The 15,516-nt window shown below is 54.6% G+C and carries 14 protein-coding genes; 12 read left to right on the forward strand and 2 right to left on the reverse strand.

Going from position 1 to position 15,516, the window contains the following annotated elements:
* Entirely contained in the window at positions 1-1,524 is a 1,524-nt protein-coding gene (locus G523_RS20420) for a hypothetical protein (RefSeq protein ID WP_022695548.1), read from the reverse strand.
* Positions 1,521-4,454 carry a vWA domain-containing protein gene (locus tag G523_RS0113265; RefSeq protein ID WP_162141053.1) on the reverse strand — a complete coding sequence of 978 codons (2,934 nt, stop codon included), beginning with the start codon at positions 4,452-4,454 and terminating at the stop codon, positions 1,521-1,523. The genes G523_RS20420 and G523_RS0113265 overlap by 4 nt, the downstream gene beginning before the upstream one ends.
* Positions 4,455-4,866: 412 nt before the next feature.
* On the opposite strand from G523_RS0113265, the gene G523_RS19330 reads away from it, so the two are divergent.
* The 12 genes from G523_RS19330 (at position 4,867) to soxX (ending at position 15,509) form a co-directional block, all read left to right on the forward strand.
* Positions 4,867-6,177 carry an acyl-CoA dehydrogenase family protein gene (locus tag G523_RS19330; protein ID WP_022695550.1) on the forward strand — a complete coding sequence of 437 codons (1,311 nt, stop codon included), beginning with the start codon at positions 4,867-4,869 and terminating at the stop codon, positions 6,175-6,177.
* 117 nt (positions 6,178-6,294) lie between these two features.
* The gene (locus tag G523_RS21110) at positions 6,295-7,806 is read left to right on the forward strand and encodes an NTP transferase domain-containing protein (protein ID WP_022695551.1); all 1,512 of its coding nucleotides are present in this window, start codon (positions 6,295-6,297) and stop codon (positions 7,804-7,806) included.
* Complete coding sequence (gene moaA, locus G523_RS0113280) at positions 7,799-8,830, forward strand: GTP 3',8-cyclase MoaA (protein WP_022695552.1); 1,032 nt, start codon at positions 7,799-7,801, stop codon at positions 8,828-8,830. The genes G523_RS21110 and moaA overlap by 8 nt, the downstream gene beginning before the upstream one ends.
* Positions 8,831-8,833: 3 nt before the next feature.
* Positions 8,834-9,082 carry a MoaD/ThiS family protein gene (locus G523_RS0113285; RefSeq protein WP_022695553.1) on the forward strand — a complete coding sequence of 83 codons (249 nt, stop codon included), beginning with the start codon at positions 8,834-8,836 and terminating at the stop codon, positions 9,080-9,082.
* Positions 9,083-9,084: 2 nt separating this feature from the next.
* The gene (locus tag G523_RS0113290; protein WP_022695554.1) at positions 9,085-9,555 is read left to right on the forward strand and encodes a molybdenum cofactor biosynthesis protein MoaE; all 471 of its coding nucleotides are present in this window, start codon (positions 9,085-9,087) and stop codon (positions 9,553-9,555) included.
* Positions 9,556-10,086: a molybdenum cofactor biosynthesis protein B gene (gene moaB / locus G523_RS0113295; protein ID WP_022695555.1), complete on the forward strand. Its 531-nt coding sequence runs from the start codon at positions 9,556-9,558 to the stop codon at positions 10,084-10,086.
* Positions 10,086-10,565, forward strand: a complete 480-nt coding sequence (gene moaC, locus G523_RS0113300) for a cyclic pyranopterin monophosphate synthase MoaC (RefSeq protein ID WP_022695556.1) — start codon at positions 10,086-10,088, stop codon at positions 10,563-10,565. The genes moaB and moaC overlap by 1 nt, the downstream gene beginning before the upstream one ends.
* Positions 10,566-10,775: 210 nt before the next feature.
* Positions 10,776-11,228, forward strand: a complete 453-nt coding sequence (locus tag G523_RS0113305) for a (2Fe-2S)-binding protein (protein ID WP_022695557.1) — start codon at positions 10,776-10,778, stop codon at positions 11,226-11,228.
* 14 nt (positions 11,229-11,242) lie between these two features.
* Positions 11,243-13,429: a xanthine dehydrogenase family protein molybdopterin-binding subunit gene (locus tag G523_RS0113310; protein WP_022695558.1), complete on the forward strand. Its 2,187-nt coding sequence runs from the start codon at positions 11,243-11,245 to the stop codon at positions 13,427-13,429.
* A gap of 1 nt (position 13,430) precedes the next feature.
* On the forward strand, positions 13,431-13,769 hold the full coding sequence (locus G523_RS0113315; protein WP_022695559.1) for a c-type cytochrome: 339 nt from the start codon (positions 13,431-13,433) through the stop codon (positions 13,767-13,769).
* 4 nt (positions 13,770-13,773) lie between these two features.
* Positions 13,774-15,057: an NAD(P)/FAD-dependent oxidoreductase gene (locus G523_RS0113320; protein ID WP_022695560.1), complete on the forward strand. Its 1,284-nt coding sequence runs from the start codon at positions 13,774-13,776 to the stop codon at positions 15,055-15,057.
* The gene (gene soxX, locus G523_RS0113325; RefSeq protein ID WP_022695561.1) at positions 15,054-15,509 is read left to right on the forward strand and encodes a sulfur oxidation c-type cytochrome SoxX; all 456 of its coding nucleotides are present in this window, start codon (positions 15,054-15,056) and stop codon (positions 15,507-15,509) included. Before G523_RS0113320 ends, soxX begins: the two co-directional genes overlap by 4 nt.
* Positions 15,510-15,516: the final 7 nt, after the last annotated feature.

A 15,516-nucleotide genomic window follows, 5' to 3' on the forward strand; every position in this document is an offset into this window, starting at 1 on the left:
CTAATTTTCAGGCTCTGCAGGTTGGAAATATCTGAGAATGCGGTCTCTGAAACGCGCCGCTTGTTGCGCGGCAATATCGCCAGCAGGATCTTCCTGCGGCTCAAACAATTCAGTCTCCGCGAGCCGCGAAGCAGATGATGCACGCCACGCTGCAAGATCGTTCTCAGGTGGGGTACCCAACCTCTGAAGCATGACCTGAGACGTCGCCCGCAGGTAATCGATTATGGTAAGCGTGCGCCCCTCGGATCGGGACACAATGTTGGCCAGTGTCAGTCCCAACTCCATATCGTCGCCTGACACGGGTATCGTCTCACCACCGCCTGCAGACGCGATACTGCTAATCGAATTCTGAAGCGCTTCGTTCGCGGCGTCGGCCAATCCAACAATGAAGAAGTTTGTATCTGTTTCTTCGACGTCTTCCGTCTGCCGCGGGCGGAAATTCGCGCGAATCTGAGTTCTTAATTCGGCGTTTGGTCCCGTAACTCGAAGGAGATACCGTCCGGCTTCAAGGCTGTACGCGAGAATACCCGTTCGGGAGTTCCAGTTGCCGCTTATATAGCTGTTAAGATCCGCCTCGGGATAAAGATATGCTGTCGGATATCCAATGTCAGTCGGTTCGACGGGCCGGAAGCCAAATTCAAGATGCCCCGCCACATCCAGCTCTACCTCCAGCCAGTCTGTATCCCCCCGATAAGTATGAACATCTGAAACGGACTGGTTAAGCGGAAAATAGCTCGCCATTTCAGGTGCATCGTTGGGCTCGAAAGCATCTCCAGGTGCCCCAAGAGAGAACGACACACGCGCTGGTCCGTCAGGCGCACCGTAGCGGCTTAAATGCACTTCATATTCACCCGGGAACAGCTGGACGAGCGCTGAGGGATCGACATCGCTTGTGTCAATGAACGGCAGTATCGGAACCGTTTCTCCTGTCTCGGTATTCAACACCTGGCCGGCAAACTGCGTTTGCACGTCGGAGAGGTTATCATACCGGATACGAAGCGTACTGAAATCATCTACCTCAAGTGAGAAAACGGTTGGCGCATTGCTGCCCTCAAGATGAACAGGATAGCTTCCACTTGCGCTGGGTGTTTCGACAACGTTAGCCCAATAGGCTTCTCCGATAGAGAGCGGCGCCAAATCCAGTTCAAAGCCATATTCGCCCGGAGCCGTTGGACTACTCACTCCGATAAAATGAATGCCAGGCTCGACAATCGCGCTTTGAGAAACAGTACCCGAATCATCCGTTATCGCAGACGAAAGAGCTAGCTCTTCGTCATCACTCATCAGCGTGAATTGAGGGAGTGCTCCTGAACCATCTCCTGCTGAATAATCCACACTAAGGCGCCCGGGACGGGTTACATCGAGACGGAACCAGTCGATATCATCGACACTTGCAACCTCCGTTGTCATCTCGAAATTGAGATAGGCAGCTCTTGCAAATCGTGTGTTATCATCAGGTTCCTGCGCGAACGCTGGCAACACGAGGACACAAGCTGTCAAGAGTGAACTCAAAACGCGGATCATGGCGCATCCCCCAACGCACGATACGCCCGTTGCTCAGCCGATGACCTGGCGGTTTCGAAGTCACTTCCGGATAAGTTGGCCCATTGGGAACGGATACGATCCATTCCGGCCTGTCCACGAATACACAAAGCAAAATCCAGCGTATCCGAGCTTGATGGTGTGCCGTTAACGCCGAACCGACGGCGTTCAGATCCGTCTGTTGCCTGTGAAGCGCCATAATACGTGTAAAAACGTTGCTCGGTAACTTGCGCAGCGCATTCATTATCGCGCCCCCATTCTCGAAACCGGGTCTCGATCAGGACGAAGGTGGGCATGGACTGGCTACCCACCTGCTCTACACGCCATGCTGTACGCTCATCTGGCCGAACAGCGACCACCTCGTCTTCATCGTCTTGCGCGGGCGGATCGGCTGGCTCGTCTTCATTCTCGCCCGGCTCGGTATCAGCCGAACTATTTCCAATGTCGCCTAAAAGATCAGCCTCACTCCTGAACTGAGCTGCTGCTGCCTGCGGGTCACCACTGCAGCTTTCTTCCCCATCAGTGAGAACAATCAGACTTCGTCTGTCGTAATGTGCGGACTCAAGAAGGAAGTTCCCACCCGTCATGATCGCAGCAGCGAGTGGCGTTCCTGAGGCGTGATTGATGCCATCAATTGTCTGGAGCACGGCGGCTTTATCGCGCGTGAAGTCTCTCAGTAGCTGGATGTTTCCGCAGTCAAAAAACGCGAACACCGCTACTTCGTCGGCATCTTCCATACTTGCCAGAAAACTACGTGCGCTACGCCGTACATTTTGAATACCTGGCCCGGCCATCGAACCGGATGCGTCGACGACGAAGACATAGCTCGTTCCGCCAGTACCGATGACATTGAGTTCGTGCCAGCGGTCCGGGCCGGCACTTCCGATCGCAGTGCCACTTCTGACCGCTTCAGAATACGTCCAGTTTCCGTATTGGTTGGTGCGGGCGGAAGTTCGCGGATCAGCATCCAGATTCTTACCTGCCGCATCTGTTGCTGAGACTGCGACTTGAAGCGGCTCATTGCGTTCAAACTGGCCCCGCAAAGGCCGCAGCGGAAAGCGACCGTTCCAGTTGGCACCGCTTCCGGACAACTCCGCGAGGACTGAGCCCTCCATGTCGGGAAGTGGCAGTCCATCACCTGCTGGTGCATCACTCCACGCGACGGCCGCTCCAGCGCCAATCTGAGCCGTGGGCGTCGCCGTGACCGGTTGTGAAAAGGTCAGCTGAATTTGCGCATATCCGGAATTATCCTGTCTGAGCTGCTCATTGGTATGAACTGTAAGCTTGCGTACCGCGGCGCCCGGAAGCTCTTCGCGCAATTCACGCAGCCGGTCTTCGGTCTCTGTACGCAAGTCGGCAAGCCTTACAAGGTCCCGCTCAACCATTCCCACGAAACCGCGATATCCGTCCCGCATAGCTTCCCAATAACGGATTTGGGCCAAATCATAAGCCATCGCGATATCAGCATTAGTTTCCCAGACATGGCCAACTAACAGGGTGCGCGCCCAGGAGTTTTCCCGGTCCCGTATGGCTGAATTCACGTCTTCCAGCGCCCAGCTCGCCATCAGGCTCGCCTGCATCTCATACTGACGGCGTGCATTCATGGCCGCAGTAAAATCAAGCACATCGTTATTGTAGCTATCGATACGACGAATGGCTCGACGCATCCGCTCATCAAAGCGTCGCTGGTCTGCATCATTGTATCGCTCAGATACAGAGTCTGCGAACAAAGACCCATCGATCGCTCCACGCACACCGCCATAAGTTTGATACAAGGTAATGCCCGCAGCAATCGGTTCAGTGAGGGTGTTTGCCGTCATCAGCATTTGACGGGCAGTGTTTACATTCGAGACCACACCGAAAAAACGTCCGACCCGTTGTGCGTATTCAGGCCAGACAAGAAAATTCGGCAATCCGCTGGATCCGAGCGTCAGCCCCACATTCAGCGCCGTCTGCCGAGGAATTTCGCGCGCGATAAATTGAGTGAGCGCCGCCCGTGTCACGTTCGCTCGCCCGGCCGTCGCAATCATCGCCGTGGTTTCAAGATAGACACCTTCAACAATACTCGCTGGTGTTGCTATCAATAAAAGAAGCTGACCAAAATTATACAGCCGATCCGACCAGAGGATGACGCCTTCATTCCATTCCAGCTCTTCACGAAGCCCCGGAAGCTCTGCAAGCGCGATATTCACCGTACGTTGATAGGTCGACTGCTCCCTCAAAAGCTCAGCGCGCAGGTTCTCAAACCCGCGGAGCTGATTTTCCAGATCCTGAATGCCCGCAATAACCAGATCGTATTCTTCCGTATTCTCACTCCAGGAGGCGCGATAAACTTCGCGACCGCCCTGGGAAATGACTATCTCTTGCAAGAATGGCGGGGCCGCATTTTCGGACAGCTGCGCAGCTCTTTCCAGCAGGCCGCCCAACTCTGCCTCACGCGCCCTCTTTTGTTCTTCTGCGCGGGATAACGCTGTCGTAGCGGTACGAACCTGAACCGTGGCCGTCTCGACCTCTGCATTGGCTCGGCTAACGGCAGTTAGAGCCCTATCCAAAGCAGACTGCCGCCCCTGACTGGCCCGGCCATAGCGACGGGCTTCCTCATCCAATTGGCGACGCAAAGCTCTGATCTGGGCATCGAGAACATCCCGCTCGGAACCAGACGCTAAAGCACGTTGCCGCCGCAGGTCATCAAGCGCCTCCCGTGTTGCAGACAGATAATCAGAGGCAGATTGAGACGACAGCGATCTGTCGCGTGCAATGCGAAGCTCTGTTTCCGCTGAACTCAGAGCGCTACGCGCATCGCGCAAATTTTGCTGGGCAGCTTCAAGTGCAGAACGCCTTGTGTCGATCACCGTCTGGGCTTGCTGGATTTCAGAGCGCTTCTCCGAGATTTCCTGATAAATGGCCTGCACAGCTTGATCGCCTGAATCCCGCGCTGACGCCAATGGAACAAGCATCATACAAGCAAAAAGCAACCAAGCGCTAAGATATAGCGGCTTGGTTGAAGCGCGATGGCCAGACAAAAGACCTTGCATCATTTCCACCCCGGATCTGCTTATCGCCCGCCCGTGTATTGGCGAGGATAAGCTGAATTCCCGGCGATAATAGTGCGCCTGAAACCGTTTTCTTTCAAGGTCGGCCGAATTATCAGGCAAATCCCGAGCGTTTTCAGAGGTGTTGACTAAACAAGTTCACCTCACGTTACGGCATAGATTTCCCGAAACTCCAAAAATCCGAGTTCCCCCGACTCAGCTGTTTCATCCACCGGAAATCTCATTTACTAAGTTAGCGAGCTATAAGAATCTGAACTCGAGGGAGACAATAATGGACGACATGCAACAGCCACTGGATACGCACTCACCGGAGATGAACGATCTTCGTATGTCCGATGCTGCACGCCCGCTCTATGAGCACGTAAAAGCTTTCATCAAGGACGTCGTGAACCCAATGAGCGAAGAGTTCCATCGTCTTGGTGAAGGCAAAACCAACCCGTGGAGCTATAACCCAGGCCAGCTGGAAGCACTTGAAGCGGCAAAAGACGAAGCAAAGAAGCAGGGCCTCTGGAACTTCTTCCTTCCTGACGCTCATACTGGCGAAGGCCTCAAAAACCTCGACTATGCGTACATCGCAGCTGAACTTGGCAAGAACCCACTCGCATCCGAGACAATGAACTGCGCAGCGCCTGACACTGGCAATATGGAAGTTCTCGAACGCGTCGGCACGCCTGAGCAGAAAGAAAAATGGCTCAAGCCTCTTCTGAACGGCGAAATCCGTTCTGCTTTCGCGATGACCGAACCGGGCAAAGCTTCTTCCGACGCACGTAACGTCTCAATGTCTGCGGTTCTCGAAGGCGATGAGTGGGTCATCAACGGCGAGAAATACTACATCTCAGGTGCGGGCGATCCGCGCTGCCGCATCATGATCTGCATGGTCAAAACCAGCCCTGATGCAGAACCACACAAGCAACAGTCGCAAATCCTGGTACCGCTGCCGCACCCTGGCGTGACGATCGTCGACGGCATGATGGTATTCGGTGACTATGATGCGCCGCACGGCCACATGCACCTGAAATTCGACAATGTCCGCGTTCCTAAAGAGAACATGCTTCTCGGCGAAGGTCGCGGCTTTGAAATTTCACAGCTTCGCCTCGGCCCGGGTCGTATCCACCACTGCATGCGCTCCCTTGGCGCTGCGGAACGCGCTCTCGATCTCATGGTCCGTCGCGGCCTGACACGTGAAGCTTTCGGTCAGCCACTCGTAAAACTTGGCGGCAACCGTGAGAAAATCTCTCGCGCTCGCATCGAAATCGAAGCAATGCGCCTGATGGTTCTCAAAGCTGCAAAAGCCATGGACGTTCTCGGCAACAAAGAAGCCCGCGTCTGGATTTCCATGGTGAAAGCTATGGTTCCTGAGAAGGTCTGCAAAATCATCGACGATGCCATCCAGATGCACGGCGCGACAGGCGTATCCCAGTGGTCACCTCTGTCTCGCATGTATGCACAACAGCGTACGCTGCGTCTTGCTGACGGTCCGGACGAAGTGCACCACATGGTTGTCGGTCGTCACGAAGAGCGCAAATACACTGGCTCTGAGGATCTCGAAGATCCGGTTCTCGCGTCCGTCTGGCGCAAATAAAACCTTCCAATCAAAACGCGCGGTCATAGATCGCGCGTTTTTCTTTTCTCTCCGTTCACCGACTTTTGAGAACGGCAGGGTTTCGCAATATCCGCCATCAATGCATAGATACCGCAGATGACGAGCGTTCAATCGACATATGAGGCGCACGCGCAGGATGTAATCGCGCGACTTCTGGACTGGCATATGTCCGGAAAACGCATTGCCATTGCAGTGATAACGGAAACAGTTGGCGGCGGCGTCAGAGCACCCGGTTCACTTATGGTCGTAACGGAGGACGGCCTCTCAGCCGGCTATCTTTCCGGTGGTTGCATCGATAGCGATATTGTTCTCCAGGCACAGCGATCGCTCGAAGCGAACTCTCCTGTGGCCCTGCACTACGGTCAGGGCTCTCGTTTCATAGACCTGCCCCTACCCTGCGGCGGCGCAATACATGTCTATATCGAACCAATAAATGACCCATCAAAGTTGCGCACCACGCTTTCAACGCTGCAAGCACGGTCTGTTGGCTCGCTCGAATTCGCCGTTGGAAGCGAGACTATAAAATTCGATTATAAACCCAAACTACGCCTTCGCATTGCAGGACGTGGCGCCGACTGTCTCGACCTCGCACGTCTGGCCACGGCAAGCGGGCTTGAAGTTCATCTGCAACTGCCAGACACAAATGATTACGCTTTTGCAGATCAGATAGGTGTTTCGAAACTAGAGCTACTGAAAACGCCCAAAACGCTTCCGCTCGTGTCAGATGACCCATGGACGGCTTTCGCCTTGATGTTCCATGATCGCCATTGGGAAACGGCGCTATTACAGCAAGCGCTTGAGTATCCGTCATTTTATATCGGCGCAGTCGGCAGCCCGCGTACGCACGCAATCAGGTGCCGGGAACTCAATTTGTCTGGCGTCCCACAGCATGAGATCGGTAGAATACACGGCCCTATAGGGCTCGTTCCATCTCTACGCGAGTCATCCTCCATAGCTGTGTCGACACTCGCGGAGATCATCGCCGCGTTTCAGACCCGAACTCATAATATTTACGCAGAATCCGCTGTTCTTCTCCTCGCCGCAGGACAGTCATCTCGTTTCGAAGATGGCGACAAACTTCTCGCGGACTTAAATGGTCAATCTGTGCTTGCAACGGTAGCGTCTAAAGCTGGCGAGAAGCGCTTTCGCTCACGCATTGCCATTACGGGCAGACAACAGAACGACCGCCAATCCGCCCTCAAAGCCAATCACTGGTCCATTGTAGAAAATCCCGCCCCCGAGCAAGGCCTGTCTTCGTCCTTAAAGCTTGGCATTCAGGTGGCGCAGGCAAACTCTGATATCCAATCAGTGCTCGTCCTGCTTGCAGACATGCCTTTTGTGCCAGACGAACACATTGAAGCGCTGTATGCAGCGTTCAAACCTGGCGTAACTGCCGTAATGAGCGAATTTGAAGGTAAGTTGACACCGCCAGCGCTCTTCTCGCGAGCAAGTCTTAGTGAAATCCTTGCTGCCGAGGGTGATCAGGGCGCTCGCAAGATATTCAAAGCACTGTCGAATACCGCCACTGTGCCTCTGCGACCTCAGCACGCTATAGATATCGACACGGTTTCCGATCTGGAAGCCATGAAGGAAGTTATACATGGCTGATGATCTGAAACATCCCAAGATGAATTCACTCATCGACCCGTTCGGGCGGGAGATTACATATCTTCGCCTGTCGGTGACCGATCGATGCGATCTTCGGTGCACGTATTGCATGGCAGAGAACATGACATTTCTGCCGAAAAAGGACCTGCTGTCTCTCGAAGAAACAGAGATGGTTGCTATTGCCTTCATTGATCGAGGCGTGTCCAAAATTCGTATCACTGGCGGCGAGCCACTCGTGCGCCGCGATATCATGACGCTATTCCGCGCGCTGGGTGACCGGCTGGGTTACGGCCTTAAAGAGCTCACCCTGACGACGAATGGCACCCTTCTGGCGCAATATGCCGAAGAGCTCTACGCCGCTGGTGTCCGGCGCGTGAACGTCTCTCTCGACACACTAGACGAAGACAGATTTCTCAAGATCACGCGACGCGGCAAACTCACACCTGTGCTGAAAGGACTTGAAGCAGCGCAACGCGCAGGGCTTAAAGTGAAGCTGAACACCGTCGCGCTGAAGCACGATAATCTGGCCGAAATTCCGTCCATGGTGCAATGGGCCCATGGCGAAGGCTTCGATATGACGCTCATTGAAGTCATGCCTCTGGGAGAGACCGGCGAAGACCGTTTCGATCAATATGTGCCGCTGCCCGACGTCCGCGGACAACTCGAAGAGCGTTGGACATTGAAAGACCTGCCCTATTCTCCAACGAATGCGGGGCCATCTCGTTACGTTCGTATTGCTGAGACCGGCGGCAAACTCGGCTTTATTACGCCGCTTACCAACAATTTCTGCGCCGGTTGTAACCGCGTTCGCGTTACGTGCACGGGACGCATTTACATGTGCCTTGGTCAGGATGACTGCATTGATCTGCGCGCCGCGGTTCGCGACACCGATAACCCGCAAGCCGCGCTAGATACCGCACTCGACCGTGCGATCCGAAAAAAGCCGGAGAAGCACGACTTTGAAATCAGTGCGAACGGTCAGACGTCCGGCGTATCACGCCATATGTCGACGACCGGAGGTTAACTTATGGCTGATATTCTTTATTTCGGTCGCCTCAGCGACATCACCCGGAAACCGACCGAGAGCATTGATCTGCCATCGGACATTTCGCATGCACGCGATCTTAGATCATGGGCTGAAGCGCGATTTCAGGCAGCAGGTGTGTTTCTCGAACCGACTGTCCGCATCGCCGTAAATGGCGAAATTGTCGATGACGCACATCCTCTGGCCAATGCAAATGAAATTGCCTTCATGCCTCCCGTTGGTGGTGGATGAGAATGAGCGTTCTCATCAACATTTCGGATCAACCAATTTCTGCCCCTGAACTTCTGAACGATTTCGAATCCAGGCTGTCGTCATCCGGTGGCGTTGTCAGCTTCTCTGGCGTCGTTCGGCCAGATGGTAAGGATACCCGCGTGTTGGGGCTATTTCTTCAATCCTACTCTCCCATGACCGAGAACGGGGTTGAAGCAGCGGTCGAGCAAGCACTCAACCGCTGGCCACTGGAAGCGCTGTCCGTGTATCACCGAACGGGAAAAATCCGGACCGGTGAAACCATCGTATTTGTTGCGACGGCATCCAGACATCGGCGCGCAGCTTTCGAAGCCGCAGACTTTCTGATGGACTATTTGAAAACCGAAGCTGTTTTCTGGAAAAAAGAGATCACGGAAACTGGCGAAGTCTGGATTGAACCGCGCGAACAGGATTATCAAGATAACCAGCGCTGGCAGAAATCGGAGACCAACTGAATGGCAGGAATCGATGAATCACTGAACTTCAAACCCGTACGCATTGCCGTTCTGGTAGTCAGTGATACCCGCACCATGGAAACTGACACTTCAGGCCAGACACTCGCGGACCGTTTGACCGAAGCCGGTCATGTTCTTGCAGACCGTAAAATTGTGATCGATGACCGTCAGCTGGTTCGGCAAGCCGTTCAAAGCTGGATCGCTGATCCTAAGGTGGACGCGGTCATCACCAGTGGCGGTACAGGCCTGACTGGTCGCGACGTCACAGTGGAAGCACTTACGCCACTCTTTGATAAAGTCATTGATGGCTTCTCAGCGGTATTTCATCAGGTCAGCTTTCAAACGGTCGGTCTATCAACCCTACAGTCGCGCGCTGTTGCGGGCCTTGCTGGCAGCACGTTTGTGTTCTGTCTTCCGGGTTCGACCGGTGCCGTCAAAGATGGCTGGGACCAAATACTCAAATACCAACTCGATAGCCGCTATCGCCCGTGTAATATGGTCGAACTTATGCCGCGCCTGACGGAGGTCTGATGCCTAACGATCTGACACATATAGGCCCTGACGGTCGCGCGCGGATGGTAGATGTAAGCACCAAGGCGCAGACCGAGCGCGTCGCTGTTGCGATCGGTTATGTCGAAATGAAGCCGGAAACACTCACGCTAGCCTTGCAGCGTTCAACCAAAAAAGGTGACCCGCTTGCAATACCTGAACTCGCAGGAATCATGGGGGCAAAAAAGACCTCGGACCTGATCCCACTCTGCCACCCTCTTCCTCTCACAGGCGTACTTGTCGAGATAAGCGAGGCCGATCGTCCGAATAGTCTCGCTGTACGAGCAACTGCGAAAACGACGGGAAAAACTGGTGTAGAGATGGAGGCTTTGACAGCCGTATCTGTCGCCTGCCTGACCGTTTACGATATGCTCAAAGCTGTAGACAAAGGCATGGTCATCACGGGTGTCGAACTGGTTTCCAAAACGGGTGGTAAATCAGGCGACTTCCACAAGGCTTGAGGCGGCTCATTCGACGTCGCTCACTTTTTTGTTAGACTGGCCGCTAAACGAGTTCATATTGAACTGTAGGCAGGTTGGATAAATTAAACTATCCTGAAGTGAAACAGAGCGTATCGCTTAGGGGAGACGAAGCGTTCAGAGACGAAAGACTGGTTTCAACTATCTCTTTCGGACGTTTGAGCCTTCGACAAATCAAGAAGGGCTATCGGAATGGCAAGACTGCACGTGAACGGTCAGGTAGTAGACGTCGAATTTGACGACGACACACCTCTGCTTTGGGTACTGCGTGAACAACTCGGCCTTACGGGGTCGAAATACGGCTGTGGTGTCGCAGCGTGCGGCGCATGTACCGTTCACATTGACGGCATGGCTGTTCGCTCTTGCGTATATCCGGCCTCGGCTATTTCCGAAGAAGAGCAGATCACAACGATTGAAGGTCTATCCGAAGATGGAAGCCACCCCGTTCAGGAAGCCTGGAAAGAGCTTGATGTTCCACAATGCGGTTATTGTCAGCCAGGGATGATCATGGCTGTAGCCGGAATGCTGAACAGCAATCCTGAAGCGACTGACGAGGACACAGATGCAGAGATCACCAACATCTGCCGTTGTGGCACCTTCCAGCGTGTACGCCGCGGCGTGCAACTCGCGAAAACCAAGATGTAAGCGGAGGCATTAGTATGACCAATTCTATTTCGCTTTCCCGCCGCGGATTTCTCGTAAGCTCTGGTGCTGCGGGACTGACAATTTCTTTCCTCGCAGGTTGTGCTGGCGCAGATGACAACACACCCGCTGCCGCTGATCTGCCTCCAAACCCAGAAGTAAACGCCTGGGTCCATATCGGTCGCGATGACGTTGTTACGATCCGAATCGCTCGATCTGAAATGGGTCAGGGTACGCTTACCGGTCTCGCGCAGCTTGTTGCGGAAGAAATCGAAGCTGACTGGGATAAGGTCGTCACGGAATATCCGACACCGGGTGAGAACCTCGCCCGAAACCGTGTCTGGCGTGACTTCTCCACTGGTGGCAGCCAGGGTATCCGATCATCGCATCAGTATGTTCGCGAAGGCGCCGCTGCAGCGCGCATGATGATGGTTCAGGCCGCCGCAAATGAATGGGGCGTTCCTGTTGGCGAATGCTCAGTGAGCAAGGGTGTCATCACTCACGGTCCTTCCGGCAATGAGCTGACATTCGGTGCCGTTGCAGAAGCTGCGTCGCAGCTGGAAGCACCTTCCGATATTACACTCAAAGATCCATCCACGTGGACAATCGTTGGCCAACCAGTCGCGCGCCTCGACACCGCTGACAAAGTCACCGGCGCTCAACAATACGGCGCCGACATCGTGTTGGACGGCATGCTGCTCGCGTCGATCAAAGCTGCGCCTGTTCGCAATGCGACGGTAGCGAGCTTTGATGCGTCTGCTGTTGAAGGCATGCCGGGCGTAGTAAAAGTCATGCAGGTTGGCGATGATGCAGTGGCCGTTATTGCCGACACCTGGTGGCGCGCGAACAAAGCTCTTGAAGCGCTCCCTATTGAATGGGCGGGTGGCGACCGGTTCAATTCAGCGGATTTCGAAGCCGAGCTCGATGAAGGCCTGACCGCAGATGAGGCTGCGATAGGTAATCAGGGCGGAGATGTCGATATAGCTTTCGCAGAGGCTGCCCAAATCGTTGAAGCAACCTACAATCTTCCATTCCAGAGCCACGCGCCGATGGAACCAATGAACGCGACAGCGCTCTACACAGAAGAGCGCTGTGAAGTCTGGTGCCCTACGCAGAATGGCGAAGCTGCACTCGCGGCGGCGTCTCGAGCGTCCGGACTGCCGATCTCACAATGTGATGTTTACAAGCAGCTGCTTGGTGGCGGTTTCGGTCGCCGAGGTATGTCAGACTACGTCGCGCAAGCCGTTCTCATCGCGAAAGAGATGCCAGGCACACCGATCAAGCTTCAATGGAGCCGTGAGGAAGACCAGCGTCAGGGATTCTATCACCCAACGACTAAAGCACGTGTACGCGGCGCGCTGGATGAAAACGGCAATCTGACTGGCGTAAACATCCGTATTTCCGGTCAGTCCATCCTCGCCGGCATCATGCCTCAGGCTATTGTCGGTGGCATCGACATCGCGACCTTCCAGGGCCTCGCGTCGCCGGATAACCCGCGCACAGCAGACCAGAGCTTGAAATACACTTTCCCGAACTTCCGCATGGAACACGCTATGCGGAACCCGCCAGTGCGACCAGGCTTCTGGCGCGGTGTAAACGCCAACCAGAACGCGATCTATCTGGAGTGCCTGATGGACGAGCTGGCTGTGGCTGCTGGTCGAGATCCGCTGGAATTCCGCCTCGCTCACCTTCAGGACAGCCCGAAATCAGCAGCGGTTTTGCAAGCCGTTGCAGACCGTTCCGGCTGGGGCTCTGACGACGGCAAACACCGCGGCCTGTGTGCCTTCTATTCATTCGGCTCCTACACAGCTGCATGCGCCGAGGTCACAGTCGACGAAAATGGCCAGCTTAAGATCGACCGCATCGTTGCTGCAACTGACCCGGGCCATGCGGTAAACCCACAACAGATCGAAGCTCAGGTCGAAGGCTCCTTCGTCTATGGCCTGTCTGCAATGCTCTACGGCAATGTGAATTTTGTAGATGGCGAAGTGCAGGAAACAAACTTCGACACATACAATGTGATGCGCCTTTCAGAGATGCCGGAAGTCGAAACAATCGTCATGCCATCGGGCGGTTTCTGGGGCGGCGTAGGCGAACCTACAATTGCTGTGGCAGCACCGGCCGTTCTGAATGCGATCTACGCGGCAACGGGTAATCGCGTGCGCGAACTTCCGCTCAATTATCGTAATCTGCGCGAGGCCTGATTTGCTTCGCCCGATTTCATTTCTCATCATCGCTGGGGCGCTCTTCCTATCCAGTTGCAGCACCCTCAGCGTTGATGCCGAGGTCGATACAAGGCCTGCCTCCGAGCGCAATTACCCGAACGGTCTTTCCGTTTCAGCACTTTCATGTACCGGCTGTCATACAGACACAGCCGGTCAGGGCATTCCGTCTCTTGCCGGTCGCAGTGCCGATCAAATACTCGCCTCGCTTCGGTTTTATGGCCAGCCTGATACCGGAACGACGGTGATGCACCGTATTGCTCGCGGCTACACAGACGAACAGCTCACGGCATTAGCGGACTATTTCGCAGAACAGGTCTGACGACATGGCGCTCGATACAAATATGCTTTCGAGGCGCAAATTACTGGCCGCAATCGCCAGCGTAACACTAATCAGCGCTTCGGATTTGAAAGCCTTTGCCCAGACACGCGCCAAAGTCGTTGTGATCGGCGGTGGCTTTGGGGGCGCAACAGCCGCTCGTTTCATAAAGTCCTATCTACCCAATACGTCTGTAACGCTCATTGAGCCAAATCCTGTATTTACGGCCTGCCCTTTCAGCAATCTCGTCATTGGCGGGCAACGGTCCATTGCTGATCAGAAGTTTGATTATCGTAGCCTTGTCGGCGACGGTATCGAGATCGCGCAAGCATTCGCGACGGATGTCGACAGTCAGGCACGGACAGTCACTTTAGATAACGGCTCGATCCTGAGCTATGACCGTCTAATTATGTCTCCGGGCATATCTATTCGTTGGGGCGCGCTGGAGGGTTACGACCGGGCCGCTGCAGAGCTAATGCCTCATGCCTGGAAGGCAGGGACGCAGACGCTTCTACTGAGACGCCAACTCGAAGCGATGGAAGATGGTGGCACTGTCGTTATGTCCGCCCCGGCAGCCCCGTTCCGATGCCCTCCGGGCCCATATGAGCGGGCAAGCCTGATCGCGAATTATCTCAAGACCGAGAAACCAGCATCCAAGCTGATTATTCTGGACTCAAAAGATACGTTCTCGAAAATGCCGCTCTTTCAGGAGGCATGGGCCGAACATTATCCAGATCATCTGGATTGGCGAGGTGCATCAAATGACGGACGCGTGAATCGCGTCACCGCCGAAACCAAAACGCTCTACACTGATTTCGATGAAATCCGCGCTGACGTGGCCAATGTGATCCCGCCTCAAAAGGCGGGGGAAATCGCGGAACGGGCTGGCGTAACAGATGTCACCGGTTGGTGCCCGATCAACGCGACTAGCTTTGAATCTTCGCTTCAGCCAAACATTCACGTAATTGGTGACGCAACAATTGCGAATCCGATGCCGAAATCCGCTTTTTCCGCAAACCTGCAGGCAAAAGTGTGCGCAGCCTCCGTCGCGCGGCTTCTCAGCGGCGAGGACGTTCTACCCACGACGCTCGCAAACACCTGTTATTCGTTCATCACATCAGACAGAGCCGTTTCAATTGCTGGCGTATACCGAAACGATGACGGCGCATTCAGCTCCGTCGATGGCGCTGGCGGCATCTCACCTTTGGCTGCAGACGCGGAGATTCGCGAGGCAGAGGCCCGTCAGGCAGAAGACTGGTTCAGAACCATTACAAGTGAGGCGTTCGGTTGATCAGAGCCTGCGCCTTATCCAGCCTTGTACCGTTTCTCTTCTGCGGTCCCGAAGCATTCGCGGAACGACTCGTCACCCCAAATATGATTGTTGGCGATACAATCCCCGCACCGCTCTCGGACACAGTCTCTTCTTCAGAGGTCGGTGAAACTGTATTCGTCGATCGCGCTCAGGGGCACTGCGTACTCTGTCATCAAATCGATGGCGTAGATGCAGAGTTTCAGGGAAATGTCGGACCGGATCTTTCGACCGTCGGCGACAGGCTTTCTCCTGCTCAGATCAGGTTCAGGCTCGTAGACTTACAAAGTCTGGTTCCAGATACAGTCATGCCCTCCTATTACCGTCTTCATGACCTAAATCAGGTTCAGGCACAATTTCAGGGCCAGACCATCCTCAACGCCGATCAGATTGAACATCTGGTCGCTTATCTCGCCAGCCGGACACAGGACTGATGATAAC

Origin of the sequence: Ponticaulis koreensis DSM 19734, assembly GCF_000420665.1 — a bacterium.
GTDB lineage: Bacteria > Pseudomonadota > Alphaproteobacteria > Caulobacterales > Hyphomonadaceae > Ponticaulis > Ponticaulis koreensis.

What these genes read in the sequence shown, in the direction of transcription:
- moaB (WP_022695555.1), top strand. Translation starts at nt 9,556, where the DNA reads ATGGCAGGAATCGATGAATCACTGAACTTCAAACCCGTACGCATTGCC.
- G523_RS0113305 (WP_022695557.1), top strand. Translation starts at nt 10,776, where the DNA reads ATGGCAAGACTGCACGTGAACGGTCAGGTAGTAGACGTCGAATTTGAC.
- G523_RS20420 (WP_022695548.1), bottom strand. Translation starts at nt 1,524, where the DNA reads ATGATCCGCGTTTTGAGTTCACTCTTGACAGCTTGTGTCCTCGTGTTG.
- G523_RS0113320 (WP_022695560.1), top strand. Translation starts at nt 13,774, where the DNA reads ATGGCGCTCGATACAAATATGCTTTCGAGGCGCAAATTACTGGCCGCA.
- G523_RS19330 (WP_022695550.1), top strand. Translation starts at nt 4,867, where the DNA reads ATGGACGACATGCAACAGCCACTGGATACGCACTCACCGGAGATGAAC.
- moaA (WP_022695552.1), top strand. Translation starts at nt 7,799, where the DNA reads ATGGCTGATGATCTGAAACATCCCAAGATGAATTCACTCATCGACCCG.
- moaC (WP_022695556.1), top strand. Translation starts at nt 10,086, where the DNA reads ATGCCTAACGATCTGACACATATAGGCCCTGACGGTCGCGCGCGGATG.
- G523_RS0113290 (WP_022695554.1), top strand. Translation starts at nt 9,085, where the DNA reads ATGAGCGTTCTCATCAACATTTCGGATCAACCAATTTCTGCCCCTGAA.
- G523_RS0113310 (WP_022695558.1), top strand. Translation starts at nt 11,243, where the DNA reads ATGACCAATTCTATTTCGCTTTCCCGCCGCGGATTTCTCGTAAGCTCT.
- G523_RS0113285 (WP_022695553.1), top strand. Translation starts at nt 8,834, where the DNA reads ATGGCTGATATTCTTTATTTCGGTCGCCTCAGCGACATCACCCGGAAA.
- G523_RS21110 (WP_022695551.1), top strand. Translation starts at nt 6,295, where the DNA reads ATGACGAGCGTTCAATCGACATATGAGGCGCACGCGCAGGATGTAATC.